At 70.2% G+C, this 23,004-nt stretch carries 29 protein-coding genes; 17 read left to right on the top strand and 12 right to left on the bottom strand.

All coding sequences use genetic code 11. From position 1 onward, the window contains the following. The first annotated feature begins 1 nt into the window (after nucleotide 1). Nucleotides 2-787, top strand: coding sequence for an SCO1664 family protein (locus SK854_RS41475; protein ID WP_319980626.1), 786 nt, complete (start codon nucleotides 2-4; stop codon nucleotides 785-787). Here SK854_RS41475 and SK854_RS41470 read toward each other — a convergent pair. Further along, the gene (locus tag SK854_RS41470; protein ID WP_319980625.1) at nucleotides 784-3,252 is read right to left on the bottom strand and encodes a KAP family P-loop NTPase fold protein; all 2,469 of its coding nucleotides are present in this window, start codon (nucleotides 3,250-3,252) and stop codon (nucleotides 784-786) included. The two genes, SK854_RS41475 and SK854_RS41470, sit on opposite strands and share 4 nt — an antisense overlap. Before the next feature lie 80 nt (nucleotides 3,253-3,332). Here SK854_RS41470 and SK854_RS41465 point away from each other — a divergent pair, with 80 nt between their 5' ends. The 4 genes from SK854_RS41465 to SK854_RS41450 all read left to right on the top strand — a co-directional run bounded on the left by SK854_RS41465 (nucleotide 3,333) and on the right by SK854_RS41450 (nucleotide 6,471). Beyond that, nucleotides 3,333-4,367, top strand: coding sequence for a S66 family peptidase (locus SK854_RS41465; protein ID WP_319980624.1), 1,035 nt, complete (start codon nucleotides 3,333-3,335; stop codon nucleotides 4,365-4,367). 152 nt (nucleotides 4,368-4,519) lie between these two features. Then, the gene (locus SK854_RS41460; RefSeq protein WP_319980623.1) at nucleotides 4,520-4,948 is read left to right on the top strand and encodes a hypothetical protein; all 429 of its coding nucleotides are present in this window, start codon (nucleotides 4,520-4,522) and stop codon (nucleotides 4,946-4,948) included. Between the two features lie 5 nt (nucleotides 4,949-4,953). Next, nucleotides 4,954-5,655: a fructosamine kinase family protein gene (locus SK854_RS41455; protein WP_319980622.1), complete on the top strand. Its 702-nt coding sequence runs from the start codon at nucleotides 4,954-4,956 to the stop codon at nucleotides 5,653-5,655. Between the two features lie 9 nt (nucleotides 5,656-5,664). Next, on the top strand, nucleotides 5,665-6,471 hold the full coding sequence (locus SK854_RS41450; RefSeq protein ID WP_319980621.1) for a DUF3097 domain-containing protein: 807 nt from the start codon (nucleotides 5,665-5,667) through the stop codon (nucleotides 6,469-6,471). Here SK854_RS41450 and SK854_RS41445 read toward each other — a convergent pair whose 3' ends face one another. Continuing rightward, nucleotides 6,472-6,888 (bottom strand): DUF3592 domain-containing protein, encoded by a 417-nt coding sequence (locus SK854_RS41445; RefSeq protein ID WP_319980620.1) that lies wholly within the window; start codon nucleotides 6,886-6,888, stop codon nucleotides 6,472-6,474. It abuts the gene before it with no gap. Between the two features lie 110 nt (nucleotides 6,889-6,998). On the opposite strand from SK854_RS41445, the gene SK854_RS41440 reads away from it, so the two are divergent. From SK854_RS41440 to SK854_RS41420, 5 genes are all read left to right on the top strand, one after another. After that, the gene (locus tag SK854_RS41440; RefSeq protein WP_093603168.1) at nucleotides 6,999-7,424 is read left to right on the top strand and encodes an NfeD family protein; all 426 of its coding nucleotides are present in this window, start codon (nucleotides 6,999-7,001) and stop codon (nucleotides 7,422-7,424) included. Nucleotides 7,425-7,450: 26 nt separating this feature from the next. Beyond that, on the top strand, nucleotides 7,451-8,674 hold the full coding sequence (locus SK854_RS41435) for an SPFH domain-containing protein (protein WP_455032270.1): 1,224 nt from the start codon (nucleotides 7,451-7,453) through the stop codon (nucleotides 8,672-8,674). Between the two features lie 183 nt (nucleotides 8,675-8,857). Next, nucleotides 8,858-9,280, top strand: a complete 423-nt coding sequence (locus SK854_RS41430; protein ID WP_319980619.1) for a YciI family protein — start codon at nucleotides 8,858-8,860, stop codon at nucleotides 9,278-9,280. 28 nt (nucleotides 9,281-9,308) lie between these two features. Beyond that, a complete protein-coding gene (locus tag SK854_RS41425) occupies nucleotides 9,309-10,598 on the top strand; it encodes an RNA polymerase sigma factor (protein WP_319980618.1) in 1,290 nt (429 codons plus the stop codon). 53 nt (nucleotides 10,599-10,651) lie between these two features. Next, nucleotides 10,652-11,743, top strand: coding sequence for a hypothetical protein (locus tag SK854_RS41420; protein ID WP_319980617.1), 1,092 nt, complete (start codon nucleotides 10,652-10,654; stop codon nucleotides 11,741-11,743). 36 nt (nucleotides 11,744-11,779) lie between these two features. On the opposite strand, the gene SK854_RS41415 is transcribed toward SK854_RS41420, so the two are convergent. Continuing rightward, nucleotides 11,780-13,204: an amidase gene (locus tag SK854_RS41415; RefSeq protein WP_319980616.1), complete on the bottom strand. Its 1,425-nt coding sequence runs from the start codon at nucleotides 13,202-13,204 to the stop codon at nucleotides 11,780-11,782. A gap of 50 nt (nucleotides 13,205-13,254) precedes the next feature. Between SK854_RS41415 and SK854_RS41410 the strand changes: the two genes are divergently transcribed. Both SK854_RS41410 and SK854_RS41405 read left to right on the top strand, forming a co-directional pair. Beyond that, nucleotides 13,255-13,752, top strand: coding sequence for a hypothetical protein (locus SK854_RS41410; RefSeq protein ID WP_319980615.1), 498 nt, complete (start codon nucleotides 13,255-13,257; stop codon nucleotides 13,750-13,752). Between the two features lie 97 nt (nucleotides 13,753-13,849). Next, the gene (locus SK854_RS41405; RefSeq protein WP_319980614.1) at nucleotides 13,850-14,713 is read left to right on the top strand and encodes a pentapeptide repeat-containing protein; all 864 of its coding nucleotides are present in this window, start codon (nucleotides 13,850-13,852) and stop codon (nucleotides 14,711-14,713) included. Here SK854_RS41405 and SK854_RS41400 read toward each other — a convergent pair. Beyond that, complete coding sequence (locus tag SK854_RS41400) at nucleotides 14,701-15,201, bottom strand: CGNR zinc finger domain-containing protein (protein WP_319980613.1); 501 nt, start codon at nucleotides 15,199-15,201, stop codon at nucleotides 14,701-14,703. The genes SK854_RS41405 and SK854_RS41400 overlap by 13 nt on opposite strands. Nucleotides 15,202-15,226: 25 nt before the next feature. On the opposite strand from SK854_RS41400, the gene SK854_RS41395 reads away from it, so the two are divergent. Both SK854_RS41395 and SK854_RS41390 read left to right on the top strand, forming a co-directional pair. Beyond that, on the top strand, nucleotides 15,227-15,433 hold the full coding sequence (locus SK854_RS41395) for a hypothetical protein (RefSeq protein ID WP_319980612.1): 207 nt from the start codon (nucleotides 15,227-15,229) through the stop codon (nucleotides 15,431-15,433). After that, entirely contained in the window at nucleotides 15,420-16,034 is a 615-nt protein-coding gene (locus tag SK854_RS41390) for a TetR/AcrR family transcriptional regulator (protein ID WP_319980611.1), read from the top strand. The genes SK854_RS41395 and SK854_RS41390 overlap by 14 nt, the downstream gene beginning before the upstream one ends. Here the strand turns inward: SK854_RS41390 and SK854_RS41385 are convergent. Genes SK854_RS41385 through SK854_RS41375 form a run of 3 tightly spaced genes read right to left on the bottom strand, consistent with a single transcriptional unit; the run spans nucleotide 15,988 to nucleotide 18,071 of the window. Further along, nucleotides 15,988-16,665, bottom strand: a complete 678-nt coding sequence (locus tag SK854_RS41385; RefSeq protein ID WP_319980610.1) for a hypothetical protein — start codon at nucleotides 16,663-16,665, stop codon at nucleotides 15,988-15,990. The two genes, SK854_RS41390 and SK854_RS41385, sit on opposite strands and share 47 nt — an antisense overlap. 4 nt (nucleotides 16,666-16,669) lie before the next feature. Beyond that, nucleotides 16,670-17,197: an AAA family ATPase gene (locus SK854_RS41380; RefSeq protein WP_319980609.1), complete on the bottom strand. Its 528-nt coding sequence runs from the start codon at nucleotides 17,195-17,197 to the stop codon at nucleotides 16,670-16,672. Nucleotides 17,198-17,207: 10 nt separating this feature from the next. Next, entirely contained in the window at nucleotides 17,208-18,071 is an 864-nt protein-coding gene (locus tag SK854_RS41375) for a sucrase ferredoxin (protein ID WP_319980608.1), read from the bottom strand. Nucleotides 18,072-18,181: 110 nt separating this feature from the next. On the opposite strand from SK854_RS41375, the gene SK854_RS41370 reads away from it, so the two are divergent. Next, nucleotides 18,182-18,553, top strand: coding sequence for a DoxX family protein (locus tag SK854_RS41370; protein ID WP_319980607.1), 372 nt, complete (start codon nucleotides 18,182-18,184; stop codon nucleotides 18,551-18,553). 12 nt (nucleotides 18,554-18,565) lie between these two features. Here the strand turns inward: SK854_RS41370 and SK854_RS41365 are convergent, their stop codons facing one another. Together SK854_RS41365 and SK854_RS41360 are read right to left on the bottom strand one after the other, a co-directional pair. Beyond that, on the bottom strand, nucleotides 18,566-18,889 hold the full coding sequence (locus tag SK854_RS41365; RefSeq protein ID WP_319980606.1) for a hypothetical protein: 324 nt from the start codon (nucleotides 18,887-18,889) through the stop codon (nucleotides 18,566-18,568). Further along, nucleotides 18,886-19,473: a PadR family transcriptional regulator gene (locus tag SK854_RS41360; RefSeq protein WP_319980605.1), complete on the bottom strand. Its 588-nt coding sequence runs from the start codon at nucleotides 19,471-19,473 to the stop codon at nucleotides 18,886-18,888. The genes SK854_RS41365 and SK854_RS41360 overlap by 4 nt, the downstream gene beginning before the upstream one ends. 50 nt (nucleotides 19,474-19,523) lie before the next feature. Between SK854_RS41360 and SK854_RS41355 the strand changes: the two genes are divergently transcribed. Then, entirely contained in the window at nucleotides 19,524-20,222 is a 699-nt protein-coding gene (locus tag SK854_RS41355; protein WP_319980604.1) for an SDR family oxidoreductase, read from the top strand. Nucleotides 20,223-20,286: 64 nt separating this feature from the next. Continuing rightward, nucleotides 20,287-20,916, top strand: a complete 630-nt coding sequence (locus SK854_RS41350) for a class I SAM-dependent methyltransferase (RefSeq protein ID WP_319980603.1) — start codon at nucleotides 20,287-20,289, stop codon at nucleotides 20,914-20,916. Here SK854_RS41350 and SK854_RS41345 read toward each other — a convergent pair. Genes SK854_RS41345 through SK854_RS41335 form a run of 3 tightly spaced genes read right to left on the bottom strand, consistent with a single transcriptional unit; the run spans nucleotide 20,913 to nucleotide 23,004 of the window. Next, nucleotides 20,913-21,275, bottom strand: a complete 363-nt coding sequence (locus tag SK854_RS41345) for a VOC family protein (RefSeq protein WP_319980602.1) — start codon at nucleotides 21,273-21,275, stop codon at nucleotides 20,913-20,915. The two genes, SK854_RS41350 and SK854_RS41345, sit on opposite strands and share 4 nt — an antisense overlap. Further along, entirely contained in the window at nucleotides 21,262-22,212 is a 951-nt protein-coding gene (locus SK854_RS41340) for an isopenicillin N synthase family dioxygenase (protein WP_319980601.1), read from the bottom strand. The genes SK854_RS41345 and SK854_RS41340 overlap by 14 nt, the downstream gene beginning before the upstream one ends. Nucleotides 22,213-22,254: 42 nt before the next feature. After that, nucleotides 22,255-23,004 (bottom strand): ZIP family metal transporter, encoded by a 750-nt coding sequence (locus SK854_RS41335; RefSeq protein ID WP_319980600.1) that lies wholly within the window; start codon nucleotides 23,002-23,004, stop codon nucleotides 22,255-22,257.

The following is a 23,004-nucleotide window of genomic DNA, read 5'->3' as shown; positions in this document are numbered from 1 at the left end:
CGTGGACACCTCCGCGGCCCTGCAGTTGCTCGAACACGGCCGCATCGAGGTCGAAGGACGCCTGGTCGACGCCTCCAACGCCACCTTGTTCTGCAAGATCTCGTTGGACGGCGTCGACGCCCAGTGCGTCTACAAACCCGTGCGAGGCGAACGGCCGCTCTGGGACTTCCCCGACGGCACACTCGCCGGCCGCGAGGTGGCCACCTACCTCATCTCCGCCGCGTCCTTCGGCGTCGTGCCGCCCACCGTGCTGCGCCCCGGCCCGTTCGGCAGCGGCATGGTCCAGCTCTGGGTCGACACCCGCGAGGAAGACGAACTCGTCGACATCATCAGCGTCGACGACGTCAAACCCGGCTGGATCCCCGTCTTCCACGCCCACGACCGCTTCGGCGACCCGGCGGTGCTGGTCCACGCCGACCACCCGCGCATCGCCGAGATGTCCGCCTTCGACGTCGTCGTCAACAACGCCGACCGCAAAGGCGGCCACGTCCTGCACGCCCTCGACGGCGCCGTCTACGGCGTCGACCACGGCATCTGCCTGCACACCGAACCCAAACTCCGCACCGTCCTGTGGGGCTGGGCCCGCGAACCCCTGCCCGAGCAGGTCGTGGAGTCGTTGCGCCGTCTGAGATCCGAGCTCGACGGCGCTCTCGGCGAATCGCTGCACGACCACCTCACGCGCGCCGAGGTCCGGGCCGTGGGGGAGCGCACCGACAAGCTGCTGGCCGCCGGCGTCTACCCCGAACCGTCCGGCGACTGGCCCGCCATCCCCTGGCCGGCCTTCTAGGTCAGCTGCTCGGCGAGCTTCGCGATCTCCGCACCGTCGTAGTCTTCGAGGATCTTCTGCACGCCCTTGCGAAACGACTTGTGCCGGTCACCGGTCAGCTCGTACTTCTGCACTTCGATCTCCCACTGAACGTTGTCGTCCACGGCCTCGGCCAGCGCTTTCAGCCCGTGCACGCCGTCGATTCGCCGATGCAGACTCCGCTGCGACGCAGGCCACCGCGCCACGATCTCCGCCAGCAACACCAGGTGACACGCTTTGCGCACCGCTGCGGGCCCTTCCTCAGGGCTCACTCGGTCCAGCACCCGCATGTAGAACATCCACACGGTGACGATCCGCTTCGCCTCCCGTACCGACAGATCCGGCTGGGCTTGAAGCCGTTCCACGAACCGTTCCTGCACCTGCTCGTCGTGCTCCAGCACCAGAACCGCTGGTGCTGTGGGGATGACCTCCGCCTCAGAAATGTCCACCTCCTGCTCAGTCGGCACGAACGGCGTCAACCGCTCCAACTCCTCCGGCAGGATGGCGGGCACCTCAGCCGACGGCGTGCCCAGCAGACCCGCGAGCAGCGGCTCGACCTGCATCTGCGCCACTCGGGGCAGCGGCAGCGGCAGCTGGATGAGCTTGCGCAGGAACGTCCACCCCGGACTGGGATCAGCCGAGTCCCTCCCCGCGTCCGCAACCACCAGCGCTGCGTAAGCAGCGTCGAGGTGGGCGGCTGTCGCCGCCGCGTCGATGCCGAGCACGAACCGGATGGTCGGGAACGACCCGGTCAGGAACCCGTTGATCGCCTCGAACACGTCCGCCGTCGTCCTGGGTGAGCACCGGTCGAGGTCGTCGATGAACACCACCAGCTGCGTGCCCTGCTCACCGAGCTCGCGAATCAGCCGGTGCACGTCCTCCTGCGCACTCTGCAACTGGCCCTTGCGGAGCCGCCGATGCGGATCGCGCAACGGATCGTCTGTCCCGACCTCCGTCGAGTAGGCGCCCATCGCCCCCGACGGCCCGAACAACTCAGCAGGCAACAACGTGTCGGCCGCGCGGCACACGTAGCGCGTGGCGGTGTGCACCAGTCCGATGCCGAGCAGGACTCCGACGACCCACAGCGCCAGGTCCACCGGCGCCACGTCGAACCCGAACACGCGGAACGGCGCTGGGGCCCGTAGCAGCTGAGCGAGCAACGGCACCGGCAACGCGAACACCCCCAGCCGAAGCAAGGGCGAAATGATCCGCTTGCGCAGCGTCCGCTGGACGTGGCTGCGGTCCAACTGTTCGACGTTGTGCACGAACCAGAACCTCTGCAACGACGAACTTGAGTTGGTGGCGATCACCGGCGCACCCGTGCCGACGATGCAGTCGTTCAGCCCGGCCCAGACGTGCTCACCAGTCTGGTAGCTCCACGGATTGAACATGGCCGTCAGAACCCGAGGAGCGGCGACGTCCTTGTGCCTCGACTGAGTGAACCAGCCGCTCAACATGAGGTCGGCGTCCCACGCACGCACTTTGCGCTGCCGCCACCGAGCCACGACCTTCGCCCACGAACTCTGCTGGGCTTTGACCAGCCCCGCGGAGTCGAGCTGGGCGCGGGTCATGTCCATGAGCGTGCTCTTACCGGAACCCCAAGCGCCCTCGATGGCGATCACCGTCGGCCCGGCGAGATCCTGGTCGCCGCCAGGCGGAGCCGAGTGCGCCAGAAGCTCGGCCAGCGAATCGACGAACGCCCGGCGAGCCAGCAGATCGGTGCTAGCGACCCGGTCACCGTGCCCCATCGTCTTGAGCTGCCGCACTACGACGCTGGAAGAGTCGAGATCGACCGCCAAGGTCATCGCGAACAGGGCCGCGGCGATGAGCCCCGGCGACATCCAGCCTGTGCTGTTGGGGGCGACGATGCCGTAGATCACCAAGCTCCGCGGCTCGGCCGCGGGCATGTCGAGCGCGGCGCCCTCGCCGTGGTCGCTGACAATCACGCCTGGCTGTCCTGGGGACGCGTGTGATCCCAGATTTGTGTCGGTGGAATCGCTGACCGCTTCACCGAAGCGGACGGCGGCCTCTCGCCGCGACGCGGCGTCGCCGGGCAGTCGTTCCCACCACGAGGTTCGGGCCAGTTCCCGCGCAGGCTGCAGGAGAGGAGACACCCAGAAGCGGCGGTCGCTGTAAACGCGCAGAGGGACGACCACGCCGTCGTCAGGACCTGTCAGCGACGTGGCGGGAACCACGACCAACACGGTCGCCGGCCGGAACAGGAGGTGCGCTCGCGTGACGAGTTCCCGGAACATCCTGGGGCCCGAACCGCTGCGGCCGATCGCGACTCGGGCGTTGGTTCCGCTCACGATGCCCGTCTCGAAGCGAGCGCCGTCAGGATCGGTGATCGGCCAGGTTGCGGCGAAGAACTCGTGCAGCTTGGCGTAGACGGCTTCCGACGACGTCAGCACCACGACGTCGACACGCTCACCACGGGCGTGCGTCATGTGTGATCTCCACGGTGATCGGCGCCAGGCACCCGTAAAGGTCGCACCCCCGCCCCCGCGCGTTACTACGCTCAGCGACCATGTCGTTGATCAACCCGCCCAAGCCCCAGCCCGGTGACCGCGTCGCGATCGTCTCCCCGGCCGCGGGCCTGCCGGGCCTGTTCCCCCTCCCGCACGAACTGGGCCTGCAGCGCCTGAAGACGGAGTTCGGCCTGGTCCCGGTCGAGTACCCGGCGACCCGCAAGCTCGGCTCCACCCCGCGCGAACGCGCAGACGACCTGCACGCCGCGTTCGCCGACCCGTCCATCAAGGCGGTCATCGCCACGATCGGCGGCGACGACCAGATCACCGTCCTGCCGCACCTGGACGAAGACCTGATCAAGGCCAACCCCAAGCCGTTCTTCGGCCACAGCGACAACACCAACCTGCTGACGTGGCTGACGAACCGCGGCATGGTCGGCTTCTACGGCGGCAGCGTCATGGTCCAGTTCGGCCGGCCCGGCGCCATGCACCCCGCCACCGCCGACTCGCTGCGGGCCGCGCTGTTCACACCGGGGGAGTACCGGCTCACCGAGTCGACCGCCTACGGCGACAAGGACAGCCCCTGGGAGGACCCCGCGACGTTCGAGACGGAACCGCGGCTCGAACCCAGCGGCGGCTGGATCTGGCACCAGCCGCACACCACGGTCAAAGCCCGGTCGTGGGGCGGGAACCTGGAGATCCTGTCGTGGCTGATGATGGCCGGCCGCGAGATCAACGCCCCCGAGCACTACGACGGCCGAGTGTTGTTCTTCGAGACGAGTGAGGAGATGCCGTCCGCGACCGAGGTCTACCGGATCCTGCGCAACATGGGCGAACGCGGCCTCCTCGAACGCTTCCCGGCCGTGCTCGTCGGGCGCGCCAAGGCCTGGTTCTTCACCGACCAGGACACCGACCGCGCCACCCACACCGCCGAACAACGCGAAGCGGTCCTCCAGGCCTTCGCGCAGTACGCGCCCGGCACGATGATCGTGTTCGACGTCGACCTCGGCCACACCGACCCGCAGGTCGTCATCCCGGTGGGCGGCACGATCGAGGTCAACGGACCGGACCGCACGATCACCGTCACCTACTGACGGGTGCCGGCCATCCGCGATCTATTCCTTGCCCATTGATCCATCCCTATTGAGATACCGCGGGTTTGACGCGCGGATGATCGTGCCCCTATCTTCTGGAGGCATTCTGACCTGCGTGAACATTCGAATTGTGAATGCGGGACCCGGTTGACATGACCTATTTCGAACGGATTGTCGTGGTGGGCGCCGCCGAACTCGGCGCGTGGGCGGCCGCGTGCCTCGCGCGGCGGTTCGGGCCCGTTCACCTGATCGGACCCGGCGCCGAGACGCTCACCGGCATCGGGGTCCGGCACTACCCGCACGCCACCGTCCGCGACCTCGACCTGGACACGCCCGCGGTCATCGTCGACAACGACGGCGGCCGCCTGCAACGGCTGGTGTGCGACCGGCTCGTCGTGGCCGGGTGGCCCGTGCCGTTGCTGCCGGTCAACCGGTGGGTCGTCGACGGCAAGGTCGCCATCGCCGGCGACGGCGCCGATCTGCGGCTGCTCTCGACGTGCTTCGACGCCAACGGGCTGTGGCGCCCGGCGCTGGCGGACTACCAGTTCCGCCGCCAATCGGGAGCGAACTCGCTAATCTGAGTTGAGTGATCGATGACGCCGCCAGAGCCCGGCTAATCCGACGTTTCGGCACCGGCGTGACCGGGTGGATCGACGCGCTGCCCGACCTCGTCGCCACGCTCACCGCCCGCTGGGGCCTCACCCTCGTCGAACACATGCCCGGCGGCACCGGCGCCACGTTCCTGTGCACCGGCGCGGTCCTCAAGCTCACCCCGGACCACGACATCGCCGTGCACGAGGCCAGAGCACTCGCCGCCTGGTCCGACACGCCCGCGATGGTCGACCTCCTCGACGCCGACCCCGCCCGCGGCGCACTGCTGCTCGGCAGGATCCAGCCCGGCGGCCCGGCGACAGACCCCGCCAAGGTCGTCCCGCACCTGCACGAGGCCGGCGCGAAAGGCTTCCCACCGCTCAAAGCCCGCGTCGACTTCCTCTTCGAAACCCTGCTCACCCGCCGCACCGGCACCTACTACGCCACCGAACACCACCGCGCCCGCAAACTCGCCGAGGACAACGTCAAACCCGTGCTGCTACACGGCGACATGCACCCCGGCAACGTCCTGCAAGGCTCGGCCGGACCGGTCGCGATCGACCCGCGTGCCTGCGTCGGCGACCCCGCTGTCGACTGGATGGACTTCGTGCACGGCGGCTACGACCTGCACGGCGCCGACGTCGACCTCGACCGCGTCCACGAGTGGCTCACCGCCTTCAAGCCCTTCTACGGTTAGGGTTCCCAGGTGCGTTCCCACGACTACGGCCGCGACATCCTGTCGACCCCGAAGCGCAAGAAGGTCCCCGAGATCGCGGCCGAACCCGGCCTCGTCGTCGAGGACCCCGCCAGCGGCTTCTGCGGGGCCGTCGTGAGGTTCGAGTACGGCCAGGTCGTCCTGGAGGACCGCCACGGCCGGCACCGGCTGTTCGCGCTCAACCCCGCCGGCTTCCTCGTCGACGGCAAACCCGTCACCCTCGTCAAACCCGTACCCGGGGCACCGAAGCCGAAGATCACCGCGTCCGGCTCGGTCAAGGTCGAGGGTCTGCGCGCGCAGACCGCCAAGGCCAGCCGCATCTGGGTCGAGGGCAAGCACGACGCCGAGCTCGTCGAACGCGTCTGGGGCCACGACCTGCGCGTCGAGGGCATCGTCGTGGAACCCCTGCACGGCGTCGACGAACTCCCGCAGCGCATCCACGACTTCGGCACCGCTCCGCACCGCCGCCTCGGCGTCCTGGTCGACCACCTCGTCGCCAACTCCAAGGAGCAGCGCGTCGTCGACCAGATCCGTGACGACAACGTGCTGGTCACCGGCCACCCCTACGTCGACATCTGGCAGGCCGTGAAACCGGCGGCCGTCAGGATCAAGGCCTGGCCGCAGATCCCGCGCGGCGTCGACTGGAAGACCGGCGTCTGCACCCAGCTGGGCTGGGGCGAGACGTGGGAGGGCTGGCAGCGCGTCCTGAGCTCCGTGAGCAGCTACCGCGACATCGAGTCCGACCTGCTCGGCGCCGTCGAACGGCTCATCGACTTCGTCACCGTCCCCCAGGACTGATCACTCGGGCCGGCGCCCGCGAGTCCACGCGATGAGGTTCATGCCGATCGAGCCGAGCGCCACGACGCTCAGCATCACGCCCAGCACCCAGAACACCTGGTCGTTGTCGGCCAGCGCGGAGTCGACGACCCGGCCGTCGCGCAGGTCGTAGCGCACGGTCACTCGTGTTCCCTGCTCGTGCTTGGACCCGTTCTCCGACAGGGTCTGCACCTGCTTCGAGCCGTCGGGCAGCGAGTACTCGATCTTCACCGAGGCGCTCTTGCCGGACTTGATCCGCTCCAGCACCGTCGCCTCGGCACTGGCCCAGGACCGCTGCTCGGCCGCAGACTGCAGCACGATCCCCAGCCCCACGAGCGCACCGACCAGCACGAGCCCGGACACGAACCGGCCCCTGCGCGACTTCACCGACTTCGCCATCACGCCTCCCTCGCCCGAATCATCTCCCGTTGATCGATTTCGTTACGGTCCGGGGCCCAGCACGGTGAATCTCGGAGCCCGGCGCTCCCCGTTGGTGTATGTATGGGCTCATGGCCGCGCTGATCTGGCTGATCGTCGGGATACTGCTCGTCGTCGCCGAGGTTCTCTCCGGTGACTTCGTGCTGGTCATGCTCGGCGCCGCCGCGCTGGCCGCGGCCGGCGTGTCCGCACTGGGTGCCGCCGACCTGGTGAGCGTGCTCGTCTTCGCGGCCTCGTCGGTGGGCCTGATCGTCGGGGCCCGGCCGCTGCTCAAGAAGCGGCTGCAGCTCGGCTCGGGGATCAGGATGCACCACGAGGCGCTGCTGGGCGGCAGGGCCATCGCGTTGTCCAAGGTGGACGAGCACGGCGGGCAGGTGAAGATCGGCGGCGACACCTGGAGCGCGCGCACCCTCGACGGGTCCGTGGTCGAAGCAGGAGAAGCCGTCACCGTTGTCGAGATCTCGGGCGCCGTCGCCGTGGTGATAGCCGCGGTGTGAGCGCCCGCAGAAGGGTGTGAACCGAGTTGGACCCGATCACCGCTGTGGTCGTGGCCGTAATCGCGATCTTCGTGCTGACCATCGCCGTCAAATCGGTGCTGGTCATCCCGCAGGCGCAGGCCGCCGTCATCGAACGCCTCGGCCGCTACCGCAACACCGCGGCACCCGGCCTGAACATCATCGTGCCGTTCATCGACAAGGTGCGGGCCCGCATCGACCTGCGCGAGCAGGTCGTGTCGTTCCCGCCGCAGCCGGTGATCACCCAGGACAACCTCACGGTGTCCATCGACACCGTCGTCTACTTCCAGGTCACCGAGCCGCGCTCCGCGGTCTACGAGATCTCCAACTACATCGTCGGTGTCGAGCAGCTCACCATCACCACGCTGCGCAACCTCGTCGGTGGAATGAGCCTGGAGGAGACGCTCACCTCGCGTGACCACATCAACGGTCAGCTGCGCGGCGTGCTGGACGAGGCGACCGGCCGGTGGGGCCTGCGCGTGGCCCGCGTCGAGCTCAAGTCCATCGACCCGCCGCCCTCCATTCAGGACTCGATGGAGAAGCAGATGCGCGCCGACCGCGAGAAGCGCGCCATGATCCTCACCGCCGAGGGCCAGCGCGAGTCGTCGATCAAGACCGCGGAAGGCCAGAAGCAGTCGCAGATCCTCGCCGCCGAGGGTGGCAAGCAGGCCGCGATCCTGTCCGCGGAGGGTGAGCGGCAGTCGCAGATCCTGCGGGCGCAGGGTGAGCGTGCGGCCCGCTACCTGCAGGCGCAGGGTCAGGCCAAGGCCATCGAGAAGGTGTTCGCCGCGATCAAGGCGGGCAAGCCCACGCCGGAGGTGCTGGCGTATCAGTACCTGCAGACGCTGCCGCAGATGGCGCAGGGCGACGCGAACAAGGTCTGGATGATCCCGTCCGACTACGGCAAGGCCCTCGAAGGGTTCGCCCGCATGCTCGGCGCGCCCGGTGACGACGGCGTGTTCCGCTACGAGCCGCCGGCCACCGAGGAGGGTGAGACGTCGCGTCCGGAGGACGAGGACGAGTCGGTCGCCGCCTGGTTCGACCTCAAGTCCGACCCGAAGGTCGCCGAGGCCGTCGCCGCCGCGGAGGCGGTGGCGCGTCAGGAGGTGCCCGGTCCGCTCAGCGGCATGCCGCGTCCGGTCGGCCGTTCCGCGCCGCTGCCGGAACTGGCCGGGTCCGAGTTCGAGAGCGAGCAGCCCCGGTCGCTGCACCAGCCCGACGAGCAGGTCTGACCGAAACCGGTACGCCGAGCGGCCCATCCCGATCACCGGGGTGGGCCGCTCAGTTGTGTGACCAGCGAAAACAGAAAAGTTCAAGAAAATCCGCGGAGAGTGTCGATCGAACGCCCGGCCCGTTCGACCTTGGCGTGAAAGGGTCCACAACGGACCCGCACGAACCCACTGGGAGAGCACATCATGAAGTTCATGCTGATCTGGCGAGTCGCCTCCGACGAGGCGTGGGCCAACCTCGGTGAGATCGACTTCGACCAGATGCTCGAGACCGTCGGCAGGTTCAACGAGGAGCTCATCGAGGCCGGTGTGCTGATCGCCGCCGAGGGCCTCGCTCCCGCCGAGGAAGGCGTGGTCGTCGACTTCTCCTCCGAACCGCCCGTGGTCACCGACGGCCCGTACGGGGAGACCAAGGAGCTGTTCAACGGCTTCTACCTGATCAACGTCCCCACCATCGAGGACGCGATCGAGTGGGCCAAGCGCACCCCGATGACCGCCGCCGGGTTCAAGACCGAGATCCGCCGCGTGCCGACGATCGACGAGTTCCCGCAGGACAACGAGTGGATCAAGAAGGAACGGGCCTGGCGCGAGTCCACCGGTCAGCTCTGATCCGGCGGGTTCTGATCTCATAGGCGCCATGAGCGACCCCACCGGACGCAAGGCCGTAGCCGCGGTGTGGCGCATCGACTCCGCGAGGATCATCGGTGCGCTCACCCGCTACACCGGCGACTTCGCGCTGGCCGAGGACCTCGCGCAGGAGGCACTGGCCGAAGCGCTGGTGACCTGGCCGCGCGAGGGAGTGCCGAACAACCCGGCGGGCTGGCTGCTCACCGTCGGCAGGCGCCGCGCGATCGACGCGTTCCGCCGCCGCAGCGCCCGTGACGAGAAGTACGCCGCGATGGCCCACCACCTGCCCGAGGGCGGCGCTCTGACCGGAGCCGAGCCCGGCGCAGCGCCGGACGACGTGCTGTGGGACCCGGACCAGATCGACGACGACACCCTCGCGCTGATGTTCACCTCGTGCCACCCGGTGCTCTCGCGCGAGTCCGGGGTGGCACTGACGTTGCGCGTGATCGGCGGTCTGACCAGCGACGAGATCGCGCGCGCGTTCCTGGTGCCCACGGCGACCGTGCAGGCCCGCATCACGCGCGCCAAGAAGACCCTCGGTGCCGCCGGTGTCCCGTTCGAGGTGCCGCCGGTCGGGGAACGGCCCGCGCGGCTGGCCCAGGTCCTGAGCGTGGTCTACCTGATCTTCACCGAGGGCTCGTCGGCCAGTTCCGGTGACGAGGTCATCCGCTTCGACCTGGCCGGGGAGGCGCAGCGGCTGGCCAGGATCCTGTCGCGGCTGATGCCAGAGGAACCCGAGGTCCACAGCCTGCTGGCCCTGCTGGAACTGACCGCCGCCCGGTTCCCCGCCCGTCGCGGTCCTGACGGTGAGACCGTGTTGCTGGAGGAACAGGACCGGCGCCGCTGGGACCGTTCCGCGATCGCGCGGGGCCGGGCCGCGCTGGCCAAGGCCGCCGACGCCGGTCGCGGGTACGGCTACTACGGGCTGCAGGCCGCGATCGCCGAGTGCCACGCGCTGGCGTCCTCGGTCGAGGAGACGAACTGGGGCCGCATCGTCGCCTTGTACGAGGGGCTGGGCAGCCTCGCGCCGTCCCCGGTCGTGGACCTCAACCGCGCGGTCGCCGTGTCGATGGCCCAGGGACCCGCCGCGGCCCTGCCGATCGTCGACTCCCTCGCGTCCGCCGACGCGTTCAAGGACTCGCACCAGCTACCGGGTGTGCGCGGAGAGTTACTGCGTCGGCTGGGCCGGGTGCAGGAGGCTCGCACCGAGCTGGAGCAGGCCATTCGTCTCTGCGGCAACGAACGCGAACGTGCGGTGCTGACCCGCAAGCTGGCCGAACTGCAGACACCTCGCCACTGAGGGTGAACCTTAAATCGTTAGGGCGACACCGGTGGCACTCGACCGGGTGACGCGTGAATGATGTTGTGATGGACTCGCTGCCCGTCACCGTGGCCTCCGCGCTCGCCGAGGCCGATGGCGAGGGCGCGGACTGGCCGGTGCAGTGGCAGGCTCTCACCGCCGTGTCCGTCGAGCTGCAGTCGTTGCTGGTGACCGACCCCGGGCCTGAGCTGGTCGCGTTGATCGAGCGGATCGTCACGCAGCTGGCCGACGGTGTCGCCGGCAGCAGGCGGCACCGCGTCGAACTGGCCGAACTGGCCCATCGCGTCCTGAGCACCCATGCCCGCGCGTGCGCCGAGACGCGGCCCGACCCGCTGCGGCTGGCCGACTGGCTGCTCGACCTGCAGTTGCAGCACCCCGACGCACCTGACGTCAGCCTCGCCGCCTACGCCGAAGCGCTCGACGACGACGGCCTCGCCCGCTACCGGGAGCGAGCGGTGGCGCTGTTCGAGCCCCTGGCGGTGATCGGGTTCGGCGAGACCGGCCGCTACGACCGCACCCGCTGGGCGTTGCTGCGCGTCATGGAGGAGCTCGCCGAGTACACCGAGGACGTCGACCTGCAGCTGCTCGTGTTGTCCAAGGACCTGTCCTCGGGCTGGCACTACCTGCAGGTCGCGACCGTGCTGCGGGACAACGGCCGCTCCGAGGAGGCCCTGGACTGGGTCGAACGCGGGCTGCGCGCGGTCGGTGGACGAGGTGCGTCGCTGCGGCTGATCGACCTCGCCGTGGAGGAGCACCTGCGTCGCGGCACACCGGAGCGGGCGGTGCAGGTGTGCCGGGAGGCGTTCTTCGCCCGCCCGAACCTCGACGTCTACCTCAAGCTCCGCGCGCTGGTCGTGCACACCGACGAGTGGCCGCCGTTGCGCGCGGAGCTGGTGAACCACCTCGTGCAGGACGGCAGCCGCCTCGCGGTCGAGGTCTACCGGCGCATCGTCGAGGTGGAGCTCGCCCGGCGCGGCATCGAGGAACAGGACCTGGTGGTCGAGCTGCTCGAACAACTACGCGGCCTGCAGCCCGACGCGTTCGCCGACTACCTGGACCACATCAAGTCGCGGCACGTGGCGGACCGGGAACTGCTCGACGAGTTGTCCAAGCGCGGATTCTGACCAATACCGATTCGGATAGTCCGTAGTCGTACTATCCTAGTTCGCATGATCGAGGCCGGAGGGGATCCGGTCCGCCCACGGCCGGGCACGCTCCAGCTGGGCGGACACCGACAGCAGCGTGCACTCGTCGTGCTGGCGGCCCACGAGCTGCACCGCGAGAGGCAGGCCCGCCGACGTGCGGCCGGCGGGCACGCAGGCGGCCGGGTTGCCCACGATGTTCCACAGCGGCAGGAACGTCGTGTAGTGCGACGCCGCGAGCAGCGCCGCGACGACGTTGCGGCCGTCCCACTCGCCCACGCGGATCGGCGGACGGGTCAGCGCCGGGGTGAGCAGCACGTCCACCGAGGAGAACACCCGGTTCGCGTACGCCGTGAGCATCGCGTCGTCCTTGCTCGCCCAGCGCACGGCGCCACGCGGGATGCGGCGGCCCAGCTCACCGACCGCACGGGTGCGGGCCTCGACGAGATCGGGCAACTCCATGCCGATGCGCGCCAGGTAGGCGTTGTGCAGGTAGCGGGCGGCGAACTGCGTAGAGGCGGTGACATCGCGCATCGGCGGGTCCAGGCGCACCACGTCGTGGCCGAGGTCGGTGAGCAGCGCGGCGGTGTCCTGCACGACGTCGCGGACCTCGCCGGCGATTGCGATGCCCGGACCCCACGGCCGCAGCGACACCCCGATCCGCAGCCGCCCCGGATCGGTGCGCGCGGCCTGCGTGAAGCTCGTGCGCGGCGGATGGGCGACGTGCGCGTCACCGGGCATGGCGCCGTGGATCTGGTCGGCGACCAACGCCCAGTCCGCCACTGTGCGGGTGATCGGGCCCGCCACGACGAGACCGCCCCACATCTGCGGTTCCGGGGACAGCGAGACGCGGCCGCGCTGGGGCTTGAGCCCGAACAGGCCCGTGACCGCGGAGGGGATGCGGATCGAGCCGGCGCCGTCGGTGCCGATCGCGGCCGCCGCCAGTCCCGCCGCCACCGCCGCGGCCGAACCCCCGCTGGAACCACCGGGCGAGTGCGTCAGCGACCACGGGTTGCGCGTCGGCCCGGCCCAGGAGCTCTCGGTGTAGGGCCACAGGCCCAGTTCCGGCATGCGGGTGCGGCCGATGATCACCGCCCCGGCCTCGCGCAGCCGCGTGACGATCGCGGAGTCGGCCGGTTGCGGGGTGCGCGCGGCGTTCGTGCCCTTGGTCGTGGGCAGGCCCTGCAGCGCGATGTCCTCCTTGACCGCGATCGGCACGCCCAGCAGCGGCAGGTCCTCGCCCGCGGCCCTGCGTTCGTCCGCGCGGGTGGCCTCCGCCAGGGCCTGCTCGGCGAAGACCAGCCGGAACGCGTTGAGCCGCGGATCGATCCGCTCGATGCGCCGCAGGTGCTCGGCGACCAGGTCGCGCGCGTTCACCTCGCCGGACCGCACGGCGTGCGCCTGCCTGGCCACCCCGGCGAAACACAGCTCCGTCAGCTCCATGAACCGACCCTAAGCGCCCACAGGTGATCTACGGAATGGGAGTGCACCGCATGAGAGTCCTCGCGATGGCCGCGGCCGTCCTCGTCGCACTGAGCACGCTGGTGGCACCGGCTCATGCGGTGTCCGTGTCCCGCCAGGAGATGATCAACCGTGCGAAGACGTGGCTGACCGCCAGCAACGGCGGGCCGGTCCCGTACAACCAGAACCTGTACTGGGGTGCCGAGGGCTACCGGCAGGACTGCTCCGGCTACGTCTCGATGGCCGCCAGGATCGGTGCGCCCGGCCAGCGCACCGTCGAGCTGGCGAAGGCGCCGTTCTCCACCGGCATCGCGATGAACGACCTGCGGTGGGGCGACATCGTCGTGGATCCCGTGGGCGACGGGAACACCCGTCACGTGGTCATCTTCGACAAGTGGGCGGACCCCTACAAAACCGCCTACTACGCCTACGAGCAGCGCGACATCCACGGCACGACCTACCGGGTACTGCGCTACGGCCTGGGCGGCGACCAGTACGTGGCTCGCCGGCTGACCAACGTGACCGGCTGAATGCCTACCGGCTGTCACCGTCGGTGGGCACAGCGTTGAACGGTGGACGGAACTCCGCCACTGTCCGGGGCGATGACCCAGGTCACATCATCGAGTCATGTCCCTTCTCTCGCGCTGGCTCACAGCGACCTCCGGTGTTCTGACCGTGGCGGCGGTGACGTGGGGCCGGCGTCGCCGGACACCCGGCCCGGTGCCGGTGAGCCCGTCGCCGCTGCAGGACATCCGCGCCCGGTTGCTCTCCGCCGAGTCCGACGTGCGCCTGGGCGGGCTGCGCGACTGGGTCGAGCACGGCGAGAGCCGTGCCGAGAACCGGCAGCCCGCGCTGGACGTGCTGTGCGAGGCGCTGCGGGAGCTGCCGTGGCCGGGCACCGCGGTCGACCAGCGGTGGCGCAGCGTGCTGCAGGCGTCGCTGGCCGCGCGGCTGCGGCCCGGTCCCGGGTTCTGGCTGGGCAGCGACGTGGACCTGCGGCGCACCACCCTGGTCGACTTCGACCTGTCGGAGTGCCGGCTGCGCGACGCCCGGTTCGACGGCACCCGGTTCCTCGGTGACGCGCGGTTCGACCAGTCGACGTTCCTCGGGGCGTTCGAGGCGCGCGGCGCGTTCTTCGGCCGGCACGTGCTGCTCACGCGGTCGGTGTTCGCCCGCGGCCTCGGGCTGCGCGGCTCGACGGTGTGCGGCAACGGCGAGCTGTCGCACATCCACGTCGCCGGACCGGCCGTGCTGCGCGGGGTGCGGTTCTCCGGCCGTGCCGACTTCACCTGCTCGCGGTTCGGCTCGGAACTGGACTGCTCACGGGTGCGGTTCGGTGGGCGGGCGGTGTTCCGCCGTGCCTGGTTCGCGGGCGCCTCGTCGTTCGCGGGCTCGTGGTTCCGGGGCCGGGAGGACTTCGTGGACGCCGTGTTCGGGGGCGAGTCGTCGTTCGAGAACACCCGGTTCGGGCACCGCGTTCACGCCGACTGACGACTCCTGTGGTTGGCCACGGCGACGCGGTTCGCGCACTTGGTCGAGCAGAACCGCCTCTTGCCGTTGCGGCTGGTGTCGACGAACACCGTGTCGCAGCCCTCACGGCCGCACCAGCCGATGCGCCCGGCGTCCTCGCAGAACAACGCCGCCATGCCCGCCGCCGTGTAGGCCTTGAGACGCACGTCGGTCGGCGCGTCCTCACGGGCGTAGTGCAGGTGCGGGGCGCGTCCGTCGTGCGTGGAGATGTAGTGCGTGGTCGACGACCGGGCCAGCAGCTCGTTGAGCAGCTCCACCGCCGGTTCCCGGAACACCTGCCGCAGCCGTTCGATCCAGTCTCGTACGTCACGTTCCTGCCGGGCGTCGAGCGAGCCCAGCGGCTTGTAGTCCGAGGATTTCAGCACGTCGAGCAGGGGATCCGCCGGATCGGCGTTGACCAGCTTCGCGGCGAGCTCGGCGGCCGCCCCGCCGTAAGGGTTGAAATGCACTAGACCATGACATCAGGCTTGGCTCATGATCGCCACCTGCCCCGCCTGCCACTGGCCCTGCGCCTCCGCCCTGTCCTCGCACGGCCCGGTCGCCTACGTGCGCTGCGTCTGCGGCCTGTTCCTCGTCGTCGAACGCGGCGTGGTCACCGCGACCGCCGGGACCAGCACGTTCGCCCCGATTCACGACAGCCGTGGTGATCTTGCTAGTGTCCCGGACCGTGAGCCGTCGTGATCTCCTGTGCGACACCGCGATCCAGATCCTCGCGGTGGAAGGCGGCAGGGGCCTGACCCACCGCGCGATCGACCGCGAGGCCGGCGTCCCCATCGGCACCACCAAGAACTACTTCCCGACCCGCGAGTCCATCCTGACCGCGTGCGCCGCCCGCATGACGTCACTGCACCGCGCCGCCGTGCAACGCCTGCGCGAGACCACCCCGGCCGACATCACCGCCACCGACGTCGCCGAGCTCTACCCGGCCCTGCTGCGCCGCGCGGTCGCCGACGACCCGACGCAGATGCTCGCGATGGTCGAGCTCTACCTGGAGGCCGTCCGCCGCCCCGGCGTGCGCGAGGCGCTCTCGGGCATGGTCCTCGCGAACGCCGAAGCCGGCGCCGCCCTGCAACAGGCGGCGGGCCTGCCGTCCACGGTCCGCGACACGGGCCTGCTCGACGCCTACTTCCTGGGCGTGGCGATCTCCCTGCTCGCCCTGCCCAGCGAGACCCTCGAGACCGTCGGCCTCAACGACCCGTACGCGCTGGGCATCGGCGTGTTCTCCGCGACCGTGCCTAACGGCGGCCGGTCACCAGAACGGAGATCAGCAGAATCAGGCTGATCACCGCCGGCACCGCGCACGCCACGGCCAGCATGGCCAGCCCGAACTGATCGCCGCCTTCGGCCGTCTCGGGGACGGCGAGGACGGCCCAGGTCGCGACACCGCCACCCACCAGCGTGATCGTGCCCAGGATCGCGGCCGCACGGCCCTTGTGCTTCTTGCGCACCGGCTCACGGGTGGCGTCCTTGCAGTGCGTGCCGAGGGCCGCGACGATCGCGCGGCTGTTCTCGGTGAGGCCGCTGAAGTGCAGCAGGTTGCCGTCGGCGAACCGGACCGTGCAGTCGAGGTCGGAGCCGGTGTAGGAGTACTCACCGCGTTCGGCGACGTCGATGGCCTTCACCTCGTCCCACGCCCAGGACCGCCGCACGCCGCCGAAGACGTGCGCGATGCCGTCCTCGTACAGCTCGATCACCTCGGGTTTGCCCGCCTTGCGCAGCAGCACCACCGAGGCCGGGGCGGCCAGGAGGAAGGGGAAGGCGGCGAAGATCAGCCCGTACTGGGCGCCGCCGAGGTCGAGGACGAACATCAGGGCCAGCAGTGCGGCGCTCACGAGCGCGATGACCAGCGTGACGCGGCCCAGGACACGTCTTCGGCTCGTGTCGACGGGGTGCGTGCTCTGCAGGGTGCCCATTCGATCAATTTAGTTGTTCGGTCAGCGCTTCGATCACCGTCGCATAGGTCTGGTCGGCGTTGCCTGTCGCGTCGATGACCGTCGTCTTGTCGGTGAGGTAGGCGGTGATGCGGGCGTGGCTCTGCTCGATGACGGTCACGCCGCCGAGCGCGTCGACGACGTGGTCGATGTGGTGTTCGCGGTGCCGGTAGCGGCTGATCGCGGTCTCGGGTGGAGTGAGCAGGACGAACTCCAGGTAGTCCGCGCCCGCGGAGGTGGCCGCCGCGGCGAACCTGTCGCGTTCGCTGTGGCGCATGATCAGCTGAGGCATCACGACGTCGTTGCCCGACGCCAGGTGCGTGGAGGCCATGGTGAGCGCGAGGGGCCGGACGAGCTCGACCGCGCCGTAGAAGTCCTCGCGCCAGCCGCCGACGAGCCGGACGATCTCGTCGGCGTCGAGGTTGAGGGTCTTCGGGTGGGCGGCGGCGTAGCGGGCGGCGAGCGTGGACTTGCCGACGCCGGTGGGACCGTTGAGGTGGATCAGCCGAGGCACTCGATCAACGCTAGCGGCAGACCTTGACCAGCTCGTCGATCGCCGTCGCCACCAGCGCGATCGCGATGTCCGGCGCCTTCCCGCAGCTGGCCGGCCGCGGCGGCACCGGCTGCTCGGTCAGCGCCACCCGCCACTCCCGGCCGTCGTCGTGCCGCACGGTCGCGGAGCCGGCGGTCTCGGCGACGACGGTGAGCACGTCGCGGGTCTCGCCGATCTGCTCGCGGACGGCGACCTCGGCCACCTGACCCCGCGGGGTGAAGCAGGAGCGGCCCCGGCAGCGGTCGGCGACGATGCCCTCGGTGACGACGCGGTGGGCCAACTGGTGGTCGATTCGTCCGTACAGGTGACCGGTGGGCAGCAGCACTCCGGTGGGGGCGAAGCGGTGGCCGCCGGTGTGGGTGCACTCCCAGAGGTTCAGCGCGGTGGCGATCGGGCGGCCGTACAGGGCGCAGCAGACGTCGCGTTTGCTGTTGGTGCAGATCAGCAGCAACGGGTCGGCGACCGGGGTGCCGAAGGCGGTGGAGCGGCCCGCGCCCAGGGCCTCGAAGTCGAGTTCGAGGGCTTCCTCGGGGGCGGTGAGGTCGGCCTGTTCCAGCCAGGAGGCGCCGGGCTTCGTCGAGGCCAGGTACAGGCGCCGCGTCGAGGGGACGTGGGTGTCGGCGTGCTTGCCGGGGCGGCGGATCAGCAGGATGCGCACACCGGTGCCGGCGGCGCGGCGCTGCAGTTCGGCGCCCAGTTCGGGGTCGAGGTGGCTCTCCAGCAGGGCGTCGCGGCCCCACGGGCCCGGCTGTTCCAGGCACAGCCACGCCGTCGCGGTCGCGGCCGTGCCAGCCAGCGGTTCGCCCGCGAAGTCGGAGAGAATCGAGCACCTCATCTGCACACTCTATACGGCCGTTCGGGTGATGACTAAGGACACCCTTACTTAATCTGTGTGACCTCGAACATCAGTGGTCGTCCCACTGAGCGGGGTCTAGGTTTTCGTTCATGAACCTCGCGGTGTGGATCGTCTCGGGAGTGCTGGCGGCCCTCTATCTCATGGCGGGCTTCACCAAGCTGGTCAAGACCAAACAGGACCTGGTGTCCGAGCCGCGCATGTCGTGGGCGGGGGATTTCACCGAGGGGCAGGTCAAGGGCATCGGCGCGGTCGAGGTCGCGGGCGCGATCGGGCTGGTGCTGCCGTGGCTGACCGGCATCGCGCCGATCCTCACCCCGATCGCGGCCATCGGCCTCGCGCTGGTGCAGGTGGGCGCCGCGATCACGCACATCCGGCGTGGCGAGGGCGCCACGGTGCCGGTCAACCTCGTGCTGTGCGCGCTCGCGGTGTTCGTCGCCGTCGTGCGCTTCGGTCAACTCTGATTCTGGCCGGCTTCACCCCTCAAGCAGCCGCACGCGGTCGCGCATCGACGCTTCGAGCTTGGCGCGGTAGCCGAGGAACAGCTTGTTCGCCAGGTAGGGCGCCCAGTTGCCCTGCCTGGCGATGTTGTAGACGCGGTGCCGCACCAGCGCGCCCTCGGGATGGGGGTGCAGCGAGTCCTCGCCGCGGTACCACCAGTCGCCCCAGTAGGCGATCACGCCTTGTTCGCGGTCCACGAGCCGATGCGATCCGGACTCGCCGGCGTCGGCGAACATCCGTGCGCGCACGTCCTCCAACGGCGCGTGCACGATGCCGGTCACTTCGAAGAGCAGTCTCATCGGTGTCTGTCCTCCCAGGTGTCGTACCCGCCGACGGTGCCCTCGCGGGTGGCGGTGGCGAACCAGGACAGCCAGGCGCGTTCGGCGCGCAGCACGGCCATCCGGTAGTCGAGCTCGATCCACGCGAGCTGCGGCAGCCCCATGCCCGCCAGCTTCTCCAGCAGCACGGCCAGCGCGGTGAGCTGCTCGGTCACGGCGGCCTCGCGCTGACTCACGACCTGCAGTGCGTCGGCCGGGGGCAGCAGGCCGACCATCGAGATCCCGGCCTCGAAGCGGGGGTACTCCTTGGCGGGCTCGGCGATCAGTGAGCGCAGCCAGTCGTGCAGTTCGGCCGTGCCCGCGTCGGTGACGGCGTAGACGGTGCGTTCGGGCCGGTTGCCTGCCTTCTGCACGGCGGAGGCGGTGATCAGCTCGTGGCGGGTCAGCGACTCCACCACGGTGTAGAGCGAGCCGTAGTTGAGCTTGATGACCTCCTCCTGGTGGCGTTCCCGCATGGTCTGCGCCATCTCGTAGGGGTGCATGGGCCGCTCCGACAACAGCGCCAGCACCGCGAGAGCCAGGGGGTTCGTGCGCTTGAACGTCATATCCGCTCCCGTATATCCGGCACCGAGTATACGGGGTTAGGGTGGGTGGCATGACAACGGTGATCACCGGGGGAAGCCGGGGTATCGGTGCCGCGACCGCGCGCAGGCTCGTGCGCGACGGGCACCGGGTCGTGATCAGCTACCGCCAGGCGGCCGACGAGGCGCGTGCGCTGGAGGAGGAACTCGGTGTGCTCGCCGTACAGGCCGACACCGCCGACGAGAACGACGTGGCGCGCCTGTTCGACGCGGCCGGCGACGACATCACCGGCGTGGTCAACAACGCGGGCATCACCTCCCCGTCCGGCCCGCTGGCCGAGTTGCGCACCGAGGACCTGCGCCGCGTGGTCGACGTCAACGTCATCGGCGCGTTCTTCGTCGCACGGGAGGCGGCGCGGCGGATGACGAGCGGCTCGATCGTGAACGTGTCCTCCGGGGCGGCGACGCTGGGCAGTCCGGGGGAGTACGTGCACTACGCCGCCACCAAGGCCGCCGTCGACGCGCTCACGATCGGCCTGGGCAAGGAGCTCGCGCCGCGGGGGATCCGGGTCAACTGCGTGCAGCCCGGCACGATCCGCACCGACATCCACCGGCTCTCCGGCCAGCCCGACCGCCCCGACCGCGTCGCCTCCCGCATCCCGCTGGGCCGCCCCGGTGAGGCCGACGAGATCGCGAACGCCATCGCGTGGCTGCTCTCGGAGGAGGCCTCGTACACGACGGGCACGATCCTGCGGGTCGCCGGCGGCATGTGATCTCCCCAGGTGTGGCCTTTCGCCTCTGCGGTCGGTGTTCGCGCTGCCCCTAAGCTTCTCCGTCATGTCCGCGCCCACGCTCACCGACTTCGTGCTCGCCAACACGACGCTGGCCCCGGTGCCGCTGGTGCCCGAGGTGCTGCTGCACAGCGCGGCCGAGGCGATGGACCTGTGGGAGCTCACGCACCACGACCAGCCGCCGTTCTGGGCGTTCCCGTGGGCGGGCGGCCAGGCCCTGGCGCGGCACCTGCTCGACAACTCGGGGCTGGTGCGCGACAAGAAGGTGTTCGACCTGGCCTCGGGTTCCGGCCTGGTCGCGATCGCCGCGGCCCTGGCCGGAGCGGAGTCGGTGACCGCGAACGACATCGACCCCCTGGCGCTGGCGGCGGTGGAACTCAACGCCGTGGCCAACGTCGTCACCGTCGGCACCCTGGGCGGTGACCAGCTCGACAGCGACGCCCACGGCGCCGACGTGGTGCTGGCCGGCGACGTGTTCTACGACGCGGAGATCACCGCGCTCGTGCTGCCGTTCCTGACCAGGGCCGCCGCACGCGGCGCACTGGTGCTGCTCGGCGATCCGGACCGCGCGCACCTGCCGCACGACCTGTTCACCGCGCAGGCCCGCTACGAGGTACCGGTGCCGTTGACGCTGGAGAGCACCGAGACCCGCAGCGCCACGGTCTGGCGCGCCTAGTTGGTGACCAGGCAGAACGGATGCCCGGCGGGATCGGCGTAGATGCGGAACCCGATGCTCTTCGACGAGCCTTCGAGCAGCGTGGCGCCCAATGCCAGCACGAGCGGTTCGGACTCGTCGAGATCGGTGACGATGACGTCGAGGTGCATCTGCTGCGGATGCTCCTGACCTGGCCAGCGCGGCGGCGCGTAGCCCTCGACGCGCTGAAACGACACCCGGCGGCCGTCCGAGATGACCAGAGTGGCCCACTCGGCATCGGCGTCGACGATCTCGCCGCCGACCACCTGCCGGTAGAACCCGGCGAGTTCGCGCGGGTCCGGGCAGTCGATCACCAGGTCGTAGAGCTCACCGATCGCCACGCACAGTCCTCTGTCCGATGGAGATGGCCTGCAGCTTGGCCCGCAGGTACTCGCCGCCCACCACCTCGGGGTAGCGGCCGTCGAGCGACACGATCCGCGCGTCGTGGTCAGTGTTGTAGAAGAAGATCAGCGACACCAGGTCCTCGTCGGGCGCGGAGGCGTCGGGCGGCAGGACGCGGTGCGGGGTGGAACGCCACCGGTCGGAGGTCCAGCGGGCCATCAGGTCGCCGATGTTCACGGTGAAGGCGGCCGGGTCGAACGGCGCGTTCTCCCACACCCCGTCGAGGGTGCGGACCTGCAGGCCGCCCACGCCGTGCTGGCGGTCCAGGATCGTGACGGTGCCGAAGTCGGTGTGCTCGCCGATGCGGAACTGCCCCGGACCGGCGGGCCCGACCTGCCTCAGCGGCGGGTAGTGGTTGACGTTGAGCGTGTACGAGGCGTTGCCGGTGTGCCGGGTGAACAGAGTCTCGGGTTCACCCAGGGCGACCGCGAAGATCGTCAGCAGCTCGTCGGACAGCGCCCGCATCCGCCGCACGTACTCGGTCACGGCCGCCTGGAGGCCCGGCACCTGGGTGGGGAAGACGTTGGGGCGGAAGAAGAACGGGTCACCGCCCGCCGGGTCGTCCGAGCCGAACGCCAGTGTCTCCTTCAGGTCCGGCGGCGCCATCGCCCCGTCGGCGCGCCCGGTCGCCTGCTCGTCGGGCGGCAACCAGCCCCGACCGCCCGTGCGCACCGCGTAGGGCTGCTTGCCGGGGGTGGGCAAGGCGAAGAACTCCCGGGTCAGCGCTCGGGTCCGCGCGCGCAGGTCGTCCGGGACGCCGTGCCCGGTGATCAGCAGGAACCCCGACTCACGTAGCGCCGCGTCGACGCGGCCCGCCACCTCGGCACGGCGCGTGCCGTCGAACCACCCGGACAGGTCCACCAGCGGAACACCCATGACAGCAACTCCTACCGCGACCGCGTGAGGTGCGCCAGCCGGTCAGCCGAGCCGTTCCACCACGAACGCCGTCAGGAACCCGGCGGTGGTGCACAGCCCGGTGTAGAGACGGGCGCGTTCGTAGGCCTCGGGGATCATGGTGTCCGCGATCATCGCCAGGATCGCTCCCGCCGCGACGGCCGTGATCACGGCGATGAGCTGCGGTGACGCGCCGTCGAGCAGCAGGTTGCCCGCCGCCGCGGACAGCCCGCTCGCGACCGCGATCGCACCCCACACCCCGAACACGTAACCGGGTCCGCGCCCGGCCTGCTTCATGCCGGCGACGCTGGAGAGCCCCTCGGGGACGTTCGAGATGACCACGGCCGCGAGCATCGCCACCCCGACCCCGCCGCCGCTGAGCAGGGACACGCCCAGCACGACCGACTCGGGGATGCCGTCGAGCAGCGCGCCCACGGCGATCGCGGTGCCGCTGCCGGCCTGGTCGGTCTCGGTCGGCTGGTTGCTGCTGCGCTTGCGGTGCCGCGCCCCGTACCGGGCGAGCAGCAGGTTCGCCAGCACGTAGCCGACCGCGCCGCCGAGGAACCCGGCGGAGGTGGCGAGCAGGCCACCGGTCTTCTCCGCCTCGTCCATCAGCTCGAACGCCGCCGCGGCGGTCAGCACGCCCGAGCCGAACGCCATCACCACGGCCACGACGTCGCCGGGCACGCGCAGGAACCAGGCGACGAGCGCGCCCGCCACGAGCGCCCCGCCGCCTGCCAGTCCCCAGATCCCTGCTTCCACCCACTGCGGCAC

It is taken from the genome of Lentzea sokolovensis (assembly GCF_033949975.1).
Taxonomy (GTDB): Bacteria; Actinomycetota; Actinomycetes; order Mycobacteriales; family Pseudonocardiaceae; genus Lentzea; species Lentzea sokolovensis.
This window is presented reverse-complemented; position numbering and strand designations above follow the sequence as displayed.

Coding starts and splice junctions, on each gene's coding strand:
- SK854_RS41470 (WP_319980625.1), bottom strand. CDS start 3,252: ATGACGCACGCCCGTGGTGAGCGTGTCGACGTCGTGGTGCTGACGTCG.
- SK854_RS41465 (WP_319980624.1), top strand. CDS start 3,333: ATGTCGTTGATCAACCCGCCCAAGCCCCAGCCCGGTGACCGCGTCGCG.
- SK854_RS41460 (WP_319980623.1), top strand. CDS start 4,520: ATGACCTATTTCGAACGGATTGTCGTGGTGGGCGCCGCCGAACTCGGC.
- SK854_RS41445 (WP_319980620.1), bottom strand. CDS start 6,888: ATGGCGAAGTCGGTGAAGTCGCGCAGGGGCCGGTTCGTGTCCGGGCTC.
- SK854_RS41440 (WP_093603168.1), top strand. CDS start 6,999: ATGGCCGCGCTGATCTGGCTGATCGTCGGGATACTGCTCGTCGTCGCC.
- SK854_RS41430 (WP_319980619.1), top strand. CDS start 8,858: ATGAAGTTCATGCTGATCTGGCGAGTCGCCTCCGACGAGGCGTGGGCC.
- SK854_RS41425 (WP_319980618.1), top strand. CDS start 9,309: ATGAGCGACCCCACCGGACGCAAGGCCGTAGCCGCGGTGTGGCGCATC.
- SK854_RS41415 (WP_319980616.1), bottom strand. CDS start 13,204: ATGGAGCTGACGGAGCTGTGTTTCGCCGGGGTGGCCAGGCAGGCGCAC.
- SK854_RS41410 (WP_319980615.1), top strand. CDS start 13,255: ATGAGAGTCCTCGCGATGGCCGCGGCCGTCCTCGTCGCACTGAGCACG.
- SK854_RS41405 (WP_319980614.1), top strand. CDS start 13,850: ATGTCCCTTCTCTCGCGCTGGCTCACAGCGACCTCCGGTGTTCTGACC.
- SK854_RS41395 (WP_319980612.1), top strand. CDS start 15,227: ATGATCGCCACCTGCCCCGCCTGCCACTGGCCCTGCGCCTCCGCCCTG.
- SK854_RS41385 (WP_319980610.1), bottom strand. CDS start 16,665: ATGGGCACCCTGCAGAGCACGCACCCCGTCGACACGAGCCGAAGACGT.
- SK854_RS41375 (WP_319980608.1), bottom strand. CDS start 18,071: ATGAGGTGCTCGATTCTCTCCGACTTCGCGGGCGAACCGCTGGCTGGC.
- SK854_RS41370 (WP_319980607.1), top strand. CDS start 18,182: ATGAACCTCGCGGTGTGGATCGTCTCGGGAGTGCTGGCGGCCCTCTAT.
- SK854_RS41365 (WP_319980606.1), bottom strand. CDS start 18,889: ATGAGACTGCTCTTCGAAGTGACCGGCATCGTGCACGCGCCGTTGGAG.
- SK854_RS41360 (WP_319980605.1), bottom strand. CDS start 19,473: ATGACGTTCAAGCGCACGAACCCCCTGGCTCTCGCGGTGCTGGCGCTG.
- SK854_RS41355 (WP_319980604.1), top strand. CDS start 19,524: ATGACAACGGTGATCACCGGGGGAAGCCGGGGTATCGGTGCCGCGACC.
- SK854_RS41350 (WP_319980603.1), top strand. CDS start 20,287: ATGTCCGCGCCCACGCTCACCGACTTCGTGCTCGCCAACACGACGCTG.
- SK854_RS41340 (WP_319980601.1), bottom strand. CDS start 22,212: ATGGGTGTTCCGCTGGTGGACCTGTCCGGGTGGTTCGACGGCACGCGC.